Origin of the sequence: Salibacter halophilus (genome assembly GCF_008806325.1) — a bacterium.
GTDB lineage: Bacteria > Bacteroidota > Bacteroidia > Flavobacteriales_G > Salibacteraceae > Salibacter > Salibacter halophilus.
On the sequence record NZ_WACR01000008.1, the window covers coordinates 52,032 to 71,807 of the forward strand.

Annotated in this window: 14 protein-coding genes; 13 read left to right on the forward strand and 1 reads right to left on the reverse strand. The window is 41.6% G+C overall.

Annotation, left to right across the window (positions count from 1 at the left end):
- Position 1 precedes the first annotated feature (1 nt).
- Positions 2–694, reverse strand: a complete 693-nt coding sequence (locus F3059_RS09985; RefSeq protein ID WP_151168792.1) for an SIR2 family NAD-dependent protein deacylase — start codon at positions 692–694, stop codon at positions 2–4.
- A gap of 98 nt (positions 695–792) precedes the next feature.
- Here F3059_RS09985 and F3059_RS09990 point away from each other — a divergent pair, with 98 nt between their 5' ends.
- The 13 genes from F3059_RS09990 (at position 793) to F3059_RS10050 (ending at position 19,756) form a co-directional block, all read left to right on the forward strand.
- Entirely contained in the window at positions 793–3,063 is a 2,271-nt protein-coding gene (locus tag F3059_RS09990; RefSeq protein ID WP_151168794.1) for an NADP-dependent malic enzyme, read from the forward strand.
- The gene (ruvA, locus tag F3059_RS09995) at positions 3,063–3,644 is read left to right on the forward strand and encodes a Holliday junction branch migration protein RuvA (protein ID WP_151168796.1); all 582 of its coding nucleotides are present in this window, start codon (positions 3,063–3,065) and stop codon (positions 3,642–3,644) included. Before F3059_RS09990 ends, ruvA begins: the two co-directional genes overlap by 1 nt.
- A gap of 21 nt (positions 3,645–3,665) precedes the next feature.
- A complete protein-coding gene (gene sov, locus F3059_RS10000; RefSeq protein ID WP_151168797.1) occupies positions 3,666–11,015 on the forward strand; it encodes a T9SS outer membrane translocon Sov/SprA in 7,350 nt (2,449 codons plus the stop codon).
- 54 nt (positions 11,016–11,069) lie between these two features.
- The gene (gcvH, locus tag F3059_RS10005) at positions 11,070–11,450 is read left to right on the forward strand and encodes a glycine cleavage system protein GcvH (RefSeq protein ID WP_151168799.1); all 381 of its coding nucleotides are present in this window, start codon (positions 11,070–11,072) and stop codon (positions 11,448–11,450) included.
- Between the two features lie 5 nt (positions 11,451–11,455).
- Complete coding sequence (locus tag F3059_RS10010) at positions 11,456–11,872, forward strand: VanZ family protein (protein WP_151168801.1); 417 nt, start codon at positions 11,456–11,458, stop codon at positions 11,870–11,872.
- Between the two features lie 112 nt (positions 11,873–11,984).
- Complete coding sequence (locus F3059_RS10015) at positions 11,985–12,653, forward strand: energy transducer TonB (protein ID WP_151168803.1); 669 nt, start codon at positions 11,985–11,987, stop codon at positions 12,651–12,653.
- Positions 12,654–12,752: 99 nt separating this feature from the next.
- On the forward strand, positions 12,753–13,466 hold the full coding sequence (locus F3059_RS10020) for an energy transducer TonB (RefSeq protein WP_151168805.1): 714 nt from the start codon (positions 12,753–12,755) through the stop codon (positions 13,464–13,466).
- Between the two features lie 26 nt (positions 13,467–13,492).
- Positions 13,493–14,335, forward strand: a complete 843-nt coding sequence (gene deoC, locus F3059_RS10025; RefSeq protein WP_151168807.1) for a deoxyribose-phosphate aldolase — start codon at positions 13,493–13,495, stop codon at positions 14,333–14,335.
- Positions 14,335–15,819 carry a hypothetical protein gene (locus F3059_RS10030; protein ID WP_151168809.1) on the forward strand — a complete coding sequence of 495 codons (1,485 nt, stop codon included), beginning with the start codon at positions 14,335–14,337 and terminating at the stop codon, positions 15,817–15,819. Before deoC ends, F3059_RS10030 begins: the two co-directional genes overlap by 1 nt.
- Positions 15,819–17,300, forward strand: coding sequence for a hypothetical protein (locus tag F3059_RS10035; RefSeq protein WP_151168810.1), 1,482 nt, complete (start codon positions 15,819–15,821; stop codon positions 17,298–17,300). The genes F3059_RS10030 and F3059_RS10035 overlap by 1 nt, the downstream gene beginning before the upstream one ends.
- A gap of 49 nt (positions 17,301–17,349) precedes the next feature.
- Positions 17,350–18,246, forward strand: coding sequence for a heme o synthase (gene cyoE, locus F3059_RS10040; RefSeq protein WP_151168812.1), 897 nt, complete (start codon positions 17,350–17,352; stop codon positions 18,244–18,246).
- A 4-nt stretch (positions 18,247–18,250) separates the two neighbouring features.
- Complete coding sequence (locus tag F3059_RS10045) at positions 18,251–18,844, forward strand: cytochrome c oxidase subunit 3 (protein ID WP_151168814.1); 594 nt, start codon at positions 18,251–18,253, stop codon at positions 18,842–18,844.
- Positions 18,845–18,877: 33 nt separating this feature from the next.
- Positions 18,878–19,756: a cytochrome c oxidase subunit 3 gene (locus F3059_RS10050; RefSeq protein WP_151168816.1), complete on the forward strand. Its 879-nt coding sequence runs from the start codon at positions 18,878–18,880 to the stop codon at positions 19,754–19,756.
- Positions 19,757–19,776: the final 20 nt, after the last annotated feature.

Genomic DNA, 19,776 nt, shown 5'->3' on the forward strand with positions numbered 1-19,776 from the left:
ACTATAAATTGAATTTTTGAGCCAGCTTCTTCATCCCGATGCTGGCTTTTTCTTTGATAACCGTTAGCTTTGGATTAGGCCAGGGCTCGCCCTGTGGGTCTATATAGTATATTTCGCAGTCTGGATTGCAAACGTCTACCAATCCGGCTGCCGGATAAACCTGAAGTGAAGTGCCCACTACAATCAAAATTTCTGCTTTTTGTACTTCCTCCATCGCTTCACTCATTGCCGGAACTGCTTCGCCAAACCAAACCACATGAGGCCGTAATTGAGAACCATCAGGTGCTTTGTCGCCTAATTTTATATCCTTTCCTTTCAGATCCACAATCACCGTTTCATCAACACTGCTACGGCCTTTGTCCAGTTCTCCGTGTAAGTGTAGCACTCTTTCAGATCCTGCACGTTCGTGCAAATTGTCAACGTTTTGAGTGATCACGGTTGTGTCAAACTTCGTGTCCAACTCGGCTATTTTGTAATGCGCTTCGTTGGGCTCAACCTCATAGAGTTGTCGCCTGCGATGATTGTAGAATTCGAGTACTTTTTTGGGGTTCTGACCAAAAGCTTGTGGAGTTGCTACTTCTTCAATGCTGTGTTTTTCCCATAAACCACCAGAATCGCGAAATGTACTAATGCCACTTTCAGCGCTCATGCCTGCTCCAGAGAATACAACTAGCTTTCTTTTCTTTTCACTCATGGTGCTAATTTACAAGATGATTGCGAAACACAGAAAACTCTCGTGTTGGTGTGTGATCATTTCTTATTTTTACGCCCATTTTTGCGAATCTTTTCATTATGGTAAAAATCAGAAAACAAGAAGCACTCGATTATCACTCTGAAGGAAAACCAGGGAAAATTGAGGTGATTCCAAGCAAGCCGTACAACTCGCAACGCGATCTATCACTCGCGTACTCTCCGGGTGTAGCTGAGCCGTGTAAGGAAATTCATAAAGATCCTGAAACGGTTTTTAAGTACACGGCTAAAGCAAACTTAGTGGCTGTCATCAGTAATGGTACTGCTGTACTAGGTTTGGGAGATATTGGTCCTGAAGCCTCAAAGCCGGTGATGGAAGGTAAAGGTTTGCTCTTCAAAATTTTCTCTGATATTGACGTTTTTGACATAGAAGTTGACACGAAAAATGTTGACGAGTTCGTGAAAACGGTCAAAAATATTGCACCAACATTTGGAGGAATCAACCTTGAGGATATAAAAGCTCCTGAAGCTTTTGACATTGAACAAAAACTCAAAGAAGAGCTCGATATTCCGGTTATGCACGATGACCAGCACGGTACTGCAATAATCTCCGGAGCTGCTCTACTCAACGCACTTGAACTGGCCGAGAAAAAAATTGACGAGGTTAAAATCGTGGTGAATGGTGCCGGTGCATCAGCCATTTCCTGTGCCAAGCTCTACCAGTCGATGGGTGCAAAGCCAGAAAACATTTTAATGCTTGATAGTAAAGGTGTTATTCGGTCAGATCGCGATGACTTATCGTCACACAAGCGTCAATTCGCTCGCGATACAAAGCTGGAAACGCTCGAAGATGCCATGAAAGGAGCTGATGTATTCCTCGGTTTGTCGACCGGAAACATCGTTTCGCAAGCGATGGTAAAAAGCATGGCTGATAATCCGGTTGTGTTTGCGCTCGCTAATCCGGAGCCTGAAATACCATACAACAAAGCAATGGCTGCCCGAAAAGATATTATCATGGCTACCGGGAGATCTGACAATCCCAATCAGGTTAATAACGTACTCGGTTTTCCATTTATCTTTCGAGGAGCTCTCGATGTTCGCGCAAAAGCGATCAACGAAGAAATGAAACTGGCTGCCGTTCACGCACTGGCAGAGCTCGCAAAAGAAACTGTTCCTGATGAGGTGAATGAAGCCTACAACATGCGTGGCTTATCATTTGGGAGAGATTATATTATTCCAAAACCTCTTGATTTTAGATTGATCACTTCAGTGGCTCCTGCAGTTGCTGAGGCAGCGATCAAGAGCGGTGTGGCTCGCACGAAAATTAAAGACTGGGAAAAGTATCGCGAAGATTTGAGAAGACGTCTCGGGCTCGATAATAAATTGGTGAGCAGTATTGTTCAACGTGCCAAGAGCGACCCACAGCGTGTTGTTTTTGCTGAAGCTGATCACTACAAAATATTAAAAGCAGCTCAAATCATTAGTGATGAAGGAATCGCTGAACCAATTCTCCTCGGTAAAAAAGAGAAGATAGAATCGATGGCTGAAGAATTTGCTATTGAGATTAGCGACCTTGAAATCATCGATCCGCGTGAAAATGATATGCAGGAAAAGCGAGAAGAGTTTGCTGATATCTATTACGAAAAACGCAAGAGAAAAGGAGTTACGTTATACGAGTCACAAAAGTTGATGCGTGAACGTAATTATTTTGCTGCGGCAATGGTTGAGACGGGGAATGCAGATGCTGCAATTTCGGGTCTGACCAGAAACTACCCGCAAACCATTCGTCCTGCTCTCCAAATGCTGGGCAGAGCTCCGGGAGTTTCAAAAATTGCCGGTATGTTCATCCTCATCACGAAGAGAGGTCCGCTTTTCCTTGCTGATACAACAGTGAATTACAACCCAACAGCAAGAGAGCTGGCTGATATTGTCGTAATGGTTCATCATGCTGTGAAGAGATTGCGCGTACAGCCGAATATCGCAATGCTCAGCTACAGTAACTTTGGCTCGTCAAAAAGCCCTGAAGCAGTGAAGGTGGCTGAAGCAGTAGAAATTCTACATGATGAGCATCCAGAGATATTGGTTGATGGAGAAATTCAGGCAAATTTTGCTTTGGACAACGAGTTATCAAAAGAGATTTTTCCATTCTCTCAACTGAAGGATAAAAAAGTAAACACTTTAATTTTCCCTACGCTTTCAGCAGGGAATATTGCGTATAAATTAATTCAGGACATGGCTGCTTCAGATTCGATAGGGCCAATTCTCCTCGGACTCAAAAAACCTTTCCATGTGTTGCAAATGGGGAGCTCAGTCCGTGAGATTGTCAATATGGTAACCATAGCCGCAGCCGAGGCACAAACGCGAAAAATGTAATGATTACCCATCTAAACGGAACCCTCATTGAGAAAAACCCATCCTACCTTGTTGTTGAATGTAATGGAGTGGGGTACATGGTGCATATCTCGCTCCACACTTATGGTCAGATCCCAGATAAAGGCCAGTGCAAGGTGTTGACTTATATGCAGGTGAGGGAAGACGAGCACAAACTTTTTGGATTTGCTCAAAACGGAGAGCGTGAAATTTTCAAGCAATTGATAAGTGTATCAGGAGTGGGAGCTTCTACAGCTCAAACAATGTTGTCTTCCATGGGCCCCGATCAGGTTACAAATGCAATTCTTAACGAAGAAGCCAAAACCCTTCAATCTATTAAGGGGATAGGTGGTAAAACAGCCCAGCGTGTGATTGTCGATTTAAAGGACAAACTCGCCAAGTTAGCAGAAGAATTAGAATTTTCTGGTTCAGAACACAATACCACAAAACAAGAGGCGTTATCTGCCTTAACCGCGCTCGGATTTGATAGAAAATCAGCTGAGAAATCGATAGATAAGGTTCTGAAAAACAGCGATGAACTAAGCGTTGAGGAGTTGGTAAAGCATGCTCTTAAGAGTTTGTAATCGAAAGCACATTGGGGTTTGTTGGAGAAAATTTCTAGTGAAAATAGAATAAGGCTATTCGTGTTTTTTATCTTTAGCCTAATTGCTGCATTGACTGATGTCGTCAAAGCAGATGATATTCCTATGCCCCAGGTTCAGCCTGCTGATAGTAATGATAATGATACTGTTCCCAATCTAAAATATCCCATACAAGATCAAAGCAACACTCCTTTCAATCAGGATTACACCCCAATGGATCTCGATGACCCCAGTAACATTAAAAAGGAGCTGATCTACGACCCTGAAACAGGTAAATATTACTACCGCCAAAAACTGGGTAACAGCCTCAACTACCGTCCTGAGAACTACATGACCTTTGATGAATACCGAAACTACAAAGACAAGGAAGCTACGAGCAAGTACTGGTCAGATAAGGTTGCAGCCGAGAATGAGTTCAATAAAGAAGGCGGTTTTGAAGTCCCCGATATTAAGGTAGAAAACAAAACATTTGATCGAATCTTTGGTGGTAACACGATTGATATTAGACCATCAGGATCGGCAGAGTTGATCTTTGGTGTCAATGTTTCAAAAACTGAAAACCCCGCTTTGCCAGAACGTCAACGCAGAATATCAACTTTCGATTTTGATCAGCGCATTCAGCTCAACGTAATAGGTAACATAGGTGACAAGCTCAAGCTCACAACAAACTACAATACTGAAGCAACTTTTAGTTTTGAAAACCAGGTAAAACTCGATTACACGGCTTACGAAGACGATATCATTCAAAAAATTGAAGCTGGTAACATTTCAATGCCCTTGAATAGCACCCTAATTCAGGGTTCTCAAAGTCTTTTCGGATTTAAAACGCAACTCAAATTTGGCCGGTTGACTGTCACGCCATTTTTCTCTCAACAGCGCGGAAAAAAGAAAAACATCACTGTTGAAGGAGGGGCCCAGGTAACTGAATTTGAAATCAAAGCCGATAATTACGAAGACAACAAACACTTTTTCGTCAGTCACTTTTTTCGAGACAATTATGAAGATGCAACCAGCAGCCCGCCTTATGTAACGTCAAAAGCTAACATCACTAAAATTGAGGTTTGGGTTACCAATACGAACAATAGAGTTCAAAATGTTCGAAATATCCTGGCGTTTCAGGATCTCGGTGAATCGAATCGCAACAGACTTTACAATGGCTCAGGAAATATTCAGGTTCTCTCTCAAACAGGTATTGATGATAACAGAGCCAACTCCCTTTATGAAAATGTGAAAAACGTTCCGCAGGTTCGTCAATTCCTCAACGCTAATCAATACCTCGATGCTCAGGGCTATGAAGCGCGAGTAGATTACCACAAAGTTGGCCTGGCCCGCAAACTCGATCAGTCAGAGTTTACTTACCATCCCCAGCTCGGTTACATCTCAGTCAATCAAAAGTTACAGCCCAATCAGGTTTTAGCAGTTGCTTTTCAGTACACATACCAGGGAAGAACCTATCAGGTAGGTGAGTTTTCAACTGATGTAAATGGCGATCAGCCACTCATGCTCAAATTATTGAAAAGTACTGAGCTCAGAACCGATGTTCCGATGTGGGATCTGATGATGAAAAACGTTTACTCACTCAGCGCTTATCAGGTTCAGAGCAATGAATTTAAACTCAACGTTTGGTACCTCGACCGCGACAGAGGTGTTGAAACGAATTTTATTGATGATGGTCCGGCTGATGTTAACGGCAGGCCTTTGATTCAGGTTCTCGGTCTCGATAAATTGGATGTCAACAAAAAACCAAACCCCGATGGTGTTTTCGATTTCCTCACCTTTCAGAACCAGTATGTGCCTACGATTAATCCTGACAATGGCCGTATTTACTTCCCAACGCTTGAGCCGTTTGGTCAAACTATCAGAGAAAAGATGGGTACTGAAGAACTGGGAGACCTGTACGCTTTTGACTCCTTGTATACGGTTCCGAGAGAGATTGCAAAAGTTTCTTTCCCCGATAAAAACCGCTTTACCATTAAAGGTGAGTTCCAGAGTTCATCGAGTAATGAAATTGCGCTCAATGCTCTCAACGTGCCTGAGGGATCTGTAAAAGTGACTGCCGGAGGACGCGAGCTGGTGGAAAATCAGGATTACACCGTTGATTATACACTCGGTAGAGTGAAAATCTTAAACGAAGGACTTCTTGAAAGTGGAACACCTATCAATATATCGCTTGAGAGTAATGCCTCTTTTAACGTGCAGCAGCAAACATTAATCGGTTCACGATTTGATTACAAGGTGAGTGAAGACCTCATGTTTGGCGGTACAATCATGAATCTGTCAGAACGTCCTGTAACTAGAAAAACAAACGTGTATGAAGAGCCAATGTCAAACACGGTTTACGGTCTTGACGGAACGTACAGGACTGATGCTCCTTTTCTAACGAAGTTTGTTGACAACATCCCATTTCTCGATACAAAAGAAAAATCCACCATACAGGTAAGTGGTGAATTTGCTCAATTACTTCCCGGCCATAACAAGGCAATTGGGGATGAAGGAACATCATACATCGATGATTTTGAAGGGAGTCAAACTACAATAGATTTGCGTTCACGTACGATGTGGTCACTTGCCAGTGTCCCGCAAGGTCAGCCAGATCTTTTTCCAGAAGCTGAATTGACGAATAACCTCGCGACAAACTTCAACCGCGCATTGCTCGCATGGTATACAATTGACCCGTTATTCTGGCGAAACGATGCCCGTACTCCTGATCATATTGCCGATGATGAGGATATGCAATCGAACCACTTTATGAGGCAGGTTCCGCTCGATGAGGTTTTCCCTAACAGGCAGGCAGCAAACGCTCAGTTCAACAATATTCCAACTTTCGATCTCGCTTTTTACCCAAGAGAAAAAGGTCCGTACAATTACGATGTTGATGGAACAGATAGAAACGGCAATCAATACGGTTACGGAGTTGAGCAGGGAGCTAATGGAGGTGTTAGATTGAGAAGACCTGAGCGTAGATGGGCCGGGATTCAACGCCCAATTATTCAGCAAGACTTTAACAGTGCCAATGTCGAGTATATCCAGTTTTGGGTGATGGACCCGTTCAACGAGGATTACGAATACGGATCTGACAATGGTAAACTTTATATCAACCTTGGAACTATTTCTGAAGATATTCAAAAAGACGGTCAAATCATCTACGAAAACCTTATCGACACGGAAGACAGGCCGGCTAATCGGGTTCTGACCGAGCAGTACACATCAGCTTATGGTCGATTTACTCCTGGACAGCGTTATGTTAACGGATTTGATAATAACCCAGATGCCCGCAGTAACCAGGATATTGGGCTCGATGGTTTGCGCAACGATGAAGAGCGGGTTTTCTTTGAAAGTTATATCAATGAACTCACCACTCTCATTCCGGGTGCTAATGTGAGTGACCCGTCAAGTGATGATTTCCTTTATTATCAGGGAGATGGGCTGGATAATCAACAAGCTAATATCCTCGAGCGTTACAAGTATTTCAATAATCACGATGGAAACTCACCAATTGCAGGTCAGTCAGGAGATGCAGCAATTGGCTCAACTCGTCCTGATGCTGAGGATATCAATGATGACAACAACCTCGATGATATTGAAAACTACTGGCAGTATTCAGTTGATATTTCTCAGCAGGAAATAAATCCAAACAATATAGGAGACAATTACATTACAGATATGCTGGAAACAACGGTTACAACCACTAATGGTCAGAGCCGTAATATCCGCTGGTACCAGTTCCGTATCCCGCTCGATGAGGGAACGCCAATCGGCAACATTCGTGATTTCCGTTCAATTCGGTTCATGAGGATGTTCATGAGAGGATTCAGCAATCCGGTTGTAATGCGTTTTGCCAGACTAGAGCTCGTTCGGGGAGAATGGAGACGTTTTGACGGAAGTTTACAGGAGCCCGGTGATTACCTGGTAGAAGATGAAAATACTGAGTTTGTTGTTCAGGCAGTGAACTTTGAGGAAAACAGTGAGAGAACACCTGTAAATTATGTGATACCGCCAGATATTCAAAGGGAAATTAATATTGGAACAACGAATCAACAGCAGTTAAACGAGCAGTCATTAGAAGTAGCTGTTTGCGACTTGAAAGACGGAGAAGCGAGAGCAGCTTATCGTCAAATGGATCTCGACCTTTTGTCTTATGGGAAGATAAAAATGTTTGTTCACGGTGAATCGCGCGATCAGGCTAATCCAATAGAAAATGATGAAGTGACGGTCTTCATGCGTTTAGGAACCGATTTTGAAAATAACTACTACGAATATGAAATTCCGCTGAAGATTACACCTCCCGGAGTTTACAATTCTGACGATGATGCTGCAAAAAGAAGAGTTTGGCCTGAAGCAAACAACTTTGAAGTAGATTTTGACGCATTGAAGCAAGCAAAAACTAATAGGAACAGATCCTCCAATAACAATCCTAACACTGTCAACAACCAATCACGATTTGAGTACAATGATGGGAAAGCAACGATTTACGTCAAGGGTAACCCCAACCTTGCTACTGTTAAAACCATCATGATCGGTATTCGTAACCCCAAAGCTCAGCCTGGATCTGAAGATGACGGAATGCCAAAATGTGCTACGGTTTGGTTCAATGAGTTGAGGTTGAGTGAGTTTAACGATCAGGCCGGGTGGGCTGCAATTGGTAGGATGAATGCTCAACTTGCCGATTTTGCAACAGTTGCTGTTTCAGGGCAAATGAGTACCCCGGGTTGGGGAACTATTGAGCAAAAAGTAAGTGAGAGACAACGAGAGACGATTCAGCAGTTTGATGTTTCATCAAATATGTCGCTCGGTAAATTCTTTGGAAAGAAATCGGGAATAAAAATTCCGGCTTATGTCGGTTATCAGGAATATGTGAGCCGACCACAATTTGCTCCCCTCGCTCCAGATATCGAATTTGATGATTACGTGAATGAATCCTATCCTGATGGAGGTAAACAGGATTCGGTAAGGCGTGTACAGGAAACAAGGCGTATAAGACGAAGTATTAACCTCACGAATGTGAGGAAAGAAAAGACTAATCCTCAAAAGAAATCGAGGTTTTACGACATCTCTAATTTCTCGGCAACGCTGTCTTATTCTGAGGATTTTGAACGAGATTTCAATACTGAATACGACAGAACGAAGCGATACAGGGGAGGTATAACCTATAATCATTCCTTTGATCCTGAAAACATTAAGCCGTTTAATAAGATCAATTTCTTGCGGAAAAGTAAATACCTGCGGCTCATCAGGGATTTCAATTTCTATTTACTCCCCAAACAGATATCATTCTCAACAAATGTTGACAGGAGGTATAACGAGCGCAAGGTTCGTAATAACCAACCTGATATCACGGCAGATATGCCTCCATTCTACAACAAATCGTTCAATTGGAATCGCAATTATTCAATGCGCTGGGATCTGACCAGATCCTTAAAACTCGATTTCCAGGCAAATAATCAGGCTTTGATTGAAGAGCCAAGAGGTGCTGTGAATAAAGATGTTTACGAAGATCAGTACGATCAGTGGAAAGATTCTGTTTGGACGGCAATTAAAGACTTTGGAACGAATACGCGATACAACCATCAAATTGGGCTGAACTACAGTTTGCCTTTGAATAAAATTCCAGCACTCGACTGGATTAACAGTAGCGCTCGATACAACGCAACGTACAACTGGGACAGGGCTCCTTTTGCTGCTGACTCATTAGGTAATACTATTCAGAACACACGTCAGGTTTCAATCAATGCCTCGTTCAACTTCCTCTCGCTATACAACAAGGTAAAATTCTTGCGGGAAATCAATAGGAAGGCACAGCTTGCCCAACGTGAAAAGCAACGTGATCAACGAGGTGGTGGAAGAAGGCAAACACGAAACGATACAACGGAGAAAAAAGATGACAATAAGCTCTCAATATTAGAGCATACCGTAAAGTCGTTGATGATGTTCAAAAATGCATCAGCATCTTACTCGCGTAACCAGGGCGTGATGTTACCGGGATACTCTCCAGAACATCGAATGTTGGGAATGAATCCAGATTTTTCAGCGCCAGGTGCAGGGTTTATCGTAGGGCAGCAAGACAACTTTAGTGACGATGGGCTTAATTTCCTCGATCACGCTCAGCAGAAAGGATGGCTCGTCCAGGAGGAAGCCTTTAACCAGATGTACAGCGAAACCTATTCTGAACGATTCAACTACCGACTGACGATGGAGCCGGTCAAGGATCTGAGAGTAGAGCTTACAGGAAATTACGATGAATCGAGGAACTTCTCTACCTACAACCGCTGGTACGACACATTGATTTATGAAGATGGAACCGAAGCTTACGATTTGTTTAACCGTGAATCACCCATTACTACAGGAAACTTTAGCCGATCGTTCTTCTCATTCCCAACGTCTTTTATTCAGGATAATGATCAATATGTGAATGAAGCTTTTCAAAACTTCTCTGATTTCAGAACCGATGTATCAAGGCGTTTATCTGCTGAGAACCCTTATACAAGTCCTGACACGGAATTTGAAGGTGACAGCATTCAAACAGATCAGGAGTTCTACCAGGGTTATGGCCCCACACACCCTGAGGTTTTAATTCCTGCTTTCATGGCCGCTTATTCAGGAAAAGAGGCAAAAGATGTTAACCTCAATCCATTTAGCAAAGCACCAATGCCAAACTGGCGATTGACATACACAGGGTTGAGTAAATTAAAAGCACTCAAAAAGTGGTTTAAATCGGTGACTTTAAGTCATGCTTACCAATCAACCTTTAGCATAGCCAGTTACCAAACAAACGTGCTTTATGAAGATCCAGAGGATGTTGGGTACACATCTGTGAGAGACCCGGTAAATGGAGTCAATATTGTACCGCAAAACGAATACAGAACAGTAACGATTCAGGAATCTTTTAGTCCGCTCATCAATATTGACATGAGCTGGAAAAACAGCTTGATAACAAGGTTTGAGGTACGCTACGATAGAAGTTTATCGTTGAGTATTGCCAATGCACAAATTACAGAAACTCGCGGACAGGAGTACACAGTTGGTTTGGGGTATACTTTTGATCAGATTAAAATTCCATTTACACTACCATCGAAACAGGATAAAATCAAAAGTGACCTGAGAACACGAGCCGATTTCTCAATTCGAAATAATTATACAATCCTCCGTAAACTCGATACTGATATTCGACCAAATGAGCCAACAGGAGGTCAAAGAATCATGTCGATCAAGCTCACAGCAGATTACTCGCTGAGTAAAAACCTCAATATCCGCCTCTTCTTTGATCGAGTTGTCAATACACCGGTTATTTCACTTGCATATCCAACAGCCAATACCAACGCGGGATTGAGCATTCGTTTCACCATTACAGGCTAATAAAGTTTGAGAAAAGCAGGAAATGAATTTATTTTGGCGCAAAATCAAGTTTATATGAATTTCCCTGAAGAATTAAAGTACACAAAAGATCACGAGTGGATCAAAATTGACGGAGATGTAGCAATTGTAGGTATTACTGATTACGCACAAAGCGAATTAGGTGATATTGTTTACGTTGAAGTAGAAACTGAAGGCGAAGAGCTCGACAGAGAAGAAGTCTTTGGAACAATTGAAGCTGTTAAAACTGTTTCTGATCTTTTCATGCCTGTATCAGGCGAAGTGATCGAGTTTAACGAATCTCTTGAAGATGATCCCGAGACTGTAAATAACGATCCTTACAACGATGGCTGGATCATCAAAATCAAAATGTCTGATACCAGTGAACTTGACGATCTACTCTCAGCGAGTGATTACAAAGAAGAAGTTAACGCGTAACCGTAATGTTGCACAAGCTTGAGGTGTACAGGTACGCCTTTATTACTGCTGTTTTAATTGCTGCATTGAGTTTGTTCCCCGGTGGACAAACACCTAAAGTAGGTATTGAAGGACTCGATAAAGTCATTCACTTTATCATGTACTTCACCCTTACGTGGTTTTTAATACAGGCTAACATCAAGCAGGTTATAATTCTTAAACTGAAAGATAGCACTCTTTTGGTTAGTTTTATAGTAGCAGTAGCTTACGGGTTGTTGATGGAAATTATTCAGGGAGCCGCTCTAGATGGAAGAAGCTTTGAATGGTTTGACATCCTCGCTAATTTGACAGGAACAATTGCAGGAATTGGACTTTTTTTAGCGGTTTTTGGTAATCCCAGATGCTACATAATTAGGCGTTGTAAAAGCAACGTTGAGCAATAAACGAAAATAGTTTTTCGTTTCAGATAACAGGGAATTGATAAACATGAGCGGAAACTTCACGTTTGTTTAAAACAGAAATATTAATTTAGCCGCTCAAGAATAAAGGACTACTATGGAATTAAAGAAAAATCCGGAAGTCGATATCAATAAAAAGCGAAACCTGTTCTTTTTTGTGGGTTTTGTTTTTGCACTTGGTATGGTACTCGTTGCCTTTGAGTGGAAGATATTCGAGGAAACCAAAACGCAATTAGGTCAGCTCGATATTCAAATGGAGGAAGAGGAAATGATTCCTATTACTCAGCGTAAACCGCCACCACCTCCGCCACCACCAAAACAACAAATTCTCGAAATCGTGGAAGATGATGAAGAGATCGAAGAAGAGTTGGAAATCGAATCAACTGAGATCGATGAAAACACTGAGATCGAATTCGTTGAAACTCCGGAAGAAGAAGTTGTTGAAGAACCTGAGATTTTCCAGGTAGTTGAAGATCCACCACAATTTCCCGGTGGAGAAGAAGAACTCTTTAAATACCTCGGTAAATCGATTCAATATCCACCAATGGCAAAAGATGCCGGTGTATCAGGTGTTGTTTACGTGACATTCGTTGTTAACGAAGATGGATCGATCAGTGATGTTGAAGTACTTCGCGGAATTGGTGCAGGTTGCGATAAAGAAGCGATTAGAGTTGTTGAAAATATGCCCAAATGGAAACCGGGTAAACAACGTGGAAAATCAGTTAAAGTGCAATTTAACCTGCCAATTCGATTTACACTTAGATAATAATAGACTTAGTTCAAATATTCGAGGCTACTCAACGTTGAGTAGCCTTTTTTATTGCCGTAATATTCCTAAAAAGCAGGCGTTTATAAAGAAAACGCTATGCTAAAATCAAGTAATTCATTCAGGAAACTAAACAACAAAAGACCTTTCTTTTTTCTAATTGGTCTTATCGTTGCAACCTCTGCTTCACTCGTGGCTTTTGAGTACAGAGTAGAGGAGTTCACACCCATTGATCTTGGAGGTGTTGAAGAAACCGATATTGAAGATGTGATGATACCAATCACATACAAAACCGAAGAAGTACCGGAAATCAAAAAACCAAACAACACAAAGCCAGAACCAAAACCAGTTAAAAAGAGTCCACGGTCAGAGCCGGATCCGACCAGAGAGGTCCCCTATATTGACTTACCTGATCCCGGTACCTTTGAGTTGCCCGAAAAAACGGTGAAGGAAGGGCCCTTTGTACAGGTTGAACAAATGCCTGTATTTGGTGACTGTAATGCCAGACTCAGTGAAGATTCAAAAAGAGCCTGCACGGATAAAAATATCTTCAAATTTTTGAGTAAACACATAACTGTGCCCGAGGTAATTAAAGATATTGGTGCCAGCAGTACCGTTTACGTGAGTTTCGTGGTCAATGAAAATGGAAGTGTGAGTAATGTTGAGGTTCTCAACAAAGAGCAGGTTCATAGTTCATTAGTCAAAGAGGCTGTTAGCACAATTGAGTCAATGGAAGGCTGGAAAGCTGGTTTTCAAGGTGGAAAAGCAGTGAAGGTTCTCTACAGGATTCCAATTAAATTTACTGTGCGCTAAATAAGAATCATTCTTACATTTGACGCATGGAACTCGACAGTGTAAGAAAAGCAACTGAAATAGCTGAAGACATAAAAGAATCGCCAGTGTCGCTCAAAACAGAGCAGCTGGCTTTCTTATTTTCATCCATTGACCTCACAACGCTTAATAATCTTGATAATCGCGAATCCGTAAAGGCTTTTTGTGAAAAAATCAACGACTTTGATGCACCAAAATACAACCTGCCGGATTTAGCTGCTGTTTGTGTCTTCCCTAACTTTATTGAGACTGCTAGAAAAACACTTGTCAATCCGGCTATTCAACTTGCTTGTGTAACGGGGAACTTTCCAACTGGTCAAACTTTTCCCGTTATGAAAGTCATAGAAACTGAGAAAGCTGTTGAAGATGGCGCTTCTGAAATTGATATGGTGATCAATCGTGGTTACACAATTAATGACGAGTTTGATCTAATAGAAAAAGAAGTCAGCGAAGTGAAATCAGCTTGTGATGGAGCTCGGCTAAAAGTAATTCTGGAAACGAGCGACTTCTCTGACGATATGAAACTTTACAATGCTTCAATGGCAGCTCTTAGAGGTGGGGCAGATTTTCTCAAAACATCTACAGGGAAAACTAATGAAGGAGCAACTCTTTACAAAGGGGCTATCTTGTGTGCAGCAATTAAAGATCACGCGACAAAGTGGGGTATGCAAATGGGAGTGAAGTTTTCAGGCGGAATTCGCACTTCTGAAGATGCTCAGCGATACGTGAAGCTTGTTCACGAAATACTTGGTAAAGACTGGCTAACTCCCTCGTTTTTTCGAATTGGAGCCAGCAGCTTAGCGGGTAAGGTTCTGACCGATATGGATAAAAATATTTCGCATTCATTTTAATGAGCTTAAAACACTGGATCATATCGTCTCTCATTCTCCTGGGATCTTTGAGTATTAAAGCTCAGTCTTATATTCTCAATCAAAACCACACCTTTAATAAGCAGTGGCAGAGTGTGCTTTATTTTGAGCCAAATAACACACATTTTGGCAGCTCTCTTCCCTCGATGGATTTTGCCTCCAAAAAACGTGTCGACAGCATCAAGCTTGCGAGAGTTGGTGTAAAAGAACGCAAAACCTGGTTTGGCCGAAAGTTACTCGTTGAACCATTTGTTAGAGTGGATACGGGAGAATTTTATATGGAAATCAATCCGGCTGTAAACGGGAAGTTTGGAAAGGACTTAAATGATGAAACGGACGAAACACTTTACACCAATACGCGCGGTGTTTTTCTTCAGGGACATTTGACTGATAAAATCAGCTTTTATTCATCGTTTTACGAGAATCAGTCTTTTTTTCCACAGTACATGGATAGTGTGATTAGAAGTTACGCTGTAGTTCCGGGGGAAGGCCGTTACAAGAGTTTTAAAAATGGCGGTTTTGATTATGCAATGGCGAGCGGAGTTGTTCAAATACAGCCTACTAAATGGCTGGGAGCCGCGATTGGACACGACAGATTAAATTACAGGCACGGATATCGTTCACTGTTCCTCTCTGATCATTTGATGAACTACCCTTTTATGAAGCTCAAAACCTCACTTTTAGAAGGTATTGTCAGTTATGAGACTGTAGTGACCTGGTTTCAGGAATCGAGGAGGACACCGGATGTTGGTCCGGCTGAGGATGTGTTGATACGCAAAAACGGTAATTTTCACTATTTGAGTTTTAAACCATCTCAGCATTTTGAGTTAGGGGTTTTTGAAGGGAGCATTTTTAAAACCTGGGACGATTCAACAGGGAAAGAAGTATTTAATTACGGCATTGTAAATCCGTTGCCGTTTTACAATTACACGATGGCTGAGGATTCACCGGGAATTTATGGAATAATAGGAGCTCAATTTTCTACTTATTTTCTCCAAAGCACTCAGGTTTATGGTCAGATCGCGACTGATGAGAACGGAGGGTCAGGTTTTCAGTTAGGAGTCAGCTACAATGATGAAGGGTTATTTACTCTTGGAGTAGAGTACAACAAGACAAATGAGTTGTACAGAGCATCTAATGGCAATGATGGTTTGCCTGAAGAGTACCGCTATGCCGATTATCAACATTTTAATCAGCCGCTAGGTAATGCCTGGGGAGGTGATACTGAAGAACTCATCGCTAGATTGCAGTTTCAGTACAAGAGATTTTTGATCCGCACTCAAATAAATTACTCAACGGATAATGATAATGAGAAAAGAATTTTGAGAGGCGATATCGGCTACATCCTGAACCCGAGCTATAACGCTCATTTTTATATTGGCGGATTGTTACACTCACAGTACAATACTCAGTGGCTGAGCTTTGGTTTTAAAACTGCATTGCGCAGCAATTATTTAGATTTTTGATGAAAAGGATTTTATTGATCATATCGCTTTTGGTTTCCATCGGGCTCAACGCACAAAACGAGCGAGCATTTGAGTACAAGTGGAAAATTATGCAGGAGACTGACTCGATGGGATCTGACCGTCACACGTTTGCAAATCATTACTCCTTTACTCGCGGTTTGTCGGGCTCTGACCGTGAAGAAAACAGTATTTCTATTCTCCCTGTATTAGAACTCGGTGCCGATACCAATACTGCTTTTTTAGGTGCTGGTGTACAGTTCTTTGGTAGGGTCAAAGACAAATTTGGGTATTCAGTTACAGGGCTTTTCAATTATTACAAAACCTGGGAAGATCACGGGTTTAAAGCTTTCAGGAACTTAGGTGTTGTGCCGGGAGCGGGTAGGTTGTACAAAAATACTGATGATGAATACTGGTCATTTTTTGGTCGTGGGAAACTCACCTACAGGCCGGTGAAATACGTTGATTTAGAGCTGGGTAGAGGTAAGCAGCACTTTGGGGAAGGTTATCGCTCAATGTTTCAAAGTGATTTTGCTTCACCAACAGAGTACTTTAAAATCACATCTACATTTTGGCGAATTCAGTACACCAATCTGTGGCAGCGCCTTCAACACGTGAATTTTGCCAATGTTGAAGAAGGTGAGTGGCGAGCCGAAGATAAATGGACAACTACACACATTTTTGATTTCAAAGCGAGTAAGAGAATTTCATTTCAGCTTTTTGAGACTGTAATTTGGCAAAACGGTGAAGGGGAAGTGCATCGCGGGTTTGATCCAAACTACCTCAACCCTATGATTTTTTATCGTCCGGTTGAGTTTTCTATTGGCTCTCCTGATAATGTGATGATAGGAGCAGGGATGAGTTATTTTGCTGCTAAAGAGGTGAAACTTTACGGTCAGCTTTTGCTCGATGAGTTTTTGCTCAAAGAAATTAGAGCCAGAGAAGGCTGGTGGGGAAATAAATACGCTGGTCAAATTGGAATTAAAAGCTATAACTCACTCGGTATTGACGGGCTACTTTTACTCGGAGAGTTCAATGCAGTTAGGCCTTTTACTTATGCACACGGAGCAGCAGTTCAAGGATACGGCCATTTGAATCAACCTTTGGCACATCCGTTTGGAGCAAATTTTTATGAGGTTTTAGCTCTTGCCGCTTACAGGGAAGACAGGTTCTTTTTTCAGAGTAAATTCAGCTGGAAAAAACAGGGATTTAGTACAAGTGAAAATGTAGGAGAGGATATTTTCACGAGCTATTTCATCAATCGGCAGCGAGATAGAGGGTTTGAAATAAGTGAAGGAGAGTCCATGTCTTATGCTATAGCCGAACTTAGAACTCAGTACCTACTTTCGCCAGACATGAACCTATGGCTCCAGGCTCTCGTAAATGTCAAAATAGCGTTGAGTAACCACTCAGATGATGCCATGTTTAAACTAGGATTGAAGTCTGCGATATTTAATCGTTATTACGATAGTCATCTAAGATAAATTTTGCCCGCTTAAATGCGCGGCTTATTTTTGCACCACAATTTTAGTAGTGAGTCAAACAAATTCAAATACACTTTCGGTCAGAGCCGCAATCAGCGAAAAAGCGTCAGCTTACGTAGCTTTTACGAAATTCAGGCTGGCGTCATTAGTTGTTTTTTCAGCTTCAGTAAGTTACTTCTTTGCGGCTGATACAATCAACTGGGGAAAATTCACAGCTCTGTTATTCGGTGGATTTTTAGTGACCGGAGCATCAAACGGCTTCAATCAAATTATCGAAAAAGATCTCGATAAACTCATGTCGAGAACAAAAAACAGACCTCTGCCAACAGGCAAAATGTCAATCAATGAAGGTCTTTGGCTTTCTCTTATCATGGGGGCTGTTGGTATTAGTTTATTGTGGTTTGTGCTAAATCCGTTGAGCGGTCTTTTAGGTGCGCTAGCACTCATTCTTTATGCCGGAATTTACACGCCACTCAAGAGGAAAACACCTTTTGCTGTTTTTGTAGGGGCATTCCCCGGAGCTATTCCGCCTATGCTTGGTTACATTGCCGAGACAGGTCAATTCGGATTAATCCCGGGAATCTTATTCGCCATACAATTCGTTTGGCAATTCCCACACTTTTGGGCTATCGCCTGGAAAGCTGACGATGATTACCGCAGGGCCGGATTTCATTTACTCCCGTCACCTGGCGGAAAAGATAAATCCTCAGCAATGCAGGCTTTTGTCTATGCAATGTTTTTGATTCCAATTAGCTTACTTCCTTTTTACTTTGGAGTGACCGGAGTTGTTTCAGCTATCATCGCGATCATTTTAGGAGCTTATTACGCTTATTACGCTTTCAAACTCTATAAAACAGTTGATGATAAAGCAGCCACCAAACTAATGTTTGCCTCATTTGTTTATCTGCCTGTTGTACAAATTGCTTTATGGCTAGATAAAATTTAACAAGATGGAATATTCAGAATACGCTGGAGAGATAGAAGATCAAGAGAAGAAGGAAACGAGGCGAAAGTCTGCAAAACCCTTACTTTGGGTGGGAATGGTTGGCATTTTGATGGCCTTTGCCGGCTTGACGAGTGCTTATTTAATTCGCCATTCAGATTCAGATTGGGTATCATTCGAATTACCGAACTCCTTTTTTATAAGCACAGCATCAATATTGCTGAGCAGTATTACATTGATTTTAGCTAAGAGAGCTGTAAAAAAAGACGATCTCAAACAAGTTAAACAGTTTGTTGGGCTCAGTTTGATTTTTGGATTGGGTTTTGTTATCGCTCAATTTTACAGTTATGGAGTTTTAGTCGAAAACGGACATTACTTCACTGGAAGTAATATTTCTTCATCATTTTTATACGTGTTGACTGGAGTTCACCTTGCTCACGTGATCTCAGGAGTCATCGTGTTAATCGTGCTCCTGGTTCGTTCATTGATGGAAAAATATACTGCTGAAGAACATCTCGGTTTGTCATTGGGATCAACTTACTGGCATTTTTTAGATGTTCTCTGGATATATTTACTATTATTTTTACTATTTATTCGTTAACATTGCAGCAACTTCAACTCGAAATCTAAAAAGATGGCCGCAGAAGCATCAAAACCAATTGATTCAAAAGTATTGTGGGGCGGAGGAAGATCCCCATTCAGTGTAAGTTACGGAAAGCTAATGATGTGGTTTTTCCTCATCTCCGATGCGTTAACCTTTGGTGGTTTCCTTGGAGCTTTAGGATTTGCTCGTCATAAATTTGAAGCCGTTTGGCCCGTAACTGAGCAGATTTTTTATCACTTCCCATTTGTGCCGCATGATATTCATTTGCCGCTTCTCTATGTTGCATTGATGACTTTTATCCTTATTGTGAGTTCTGTTACAATGGTTTTAGCTGTTGAAGCCGGTCACAGAATGGATAAAAAAGGTGTTACAAAATGGCTGGCACTTACAGTAGTTGGAGGTTTTATTTTCCTCGGATCGCAAGCCTGGGAGTGGTCAACATTCATTCACGGATCTGACCATGGTGTTTACAAATTAAACAGTGGTTTCACCACTGAGCTTGTGACGAAAGATGGTGACAAAACAACAGCAGATTTAGGCAGTGGAATTGTAGCTGAAATCCAGGCTGATGAGTCGCTTTTAATCAAGAATGGCGAGTTTATTGGTTCTACTGTTACTGGTGAAGATGCTGAAGCGATAAAATCAACTGCCGAGTTTGTTCACGGTGCAAGTCTTACAAGAAATGAATACGGTCACCAATTATACGCTGATTTCTTTTTCTTTATTACAGGTTTCCACGGAACTCACGTATTAAGTGGTGTGATCTTAAACCTCGTCATTTTGATCAATGTGATCAAAGGTGTTTATCACAAAAGAGGACACTACGAAATGGTTGAAAAATCTGGACTTTACTGGCACTTTGTTGACCTGGTTTGGGTTTTCGTATTTACATTCTTTTATCTTGTTTAAGGTTTTAAAAGCGCAGATCG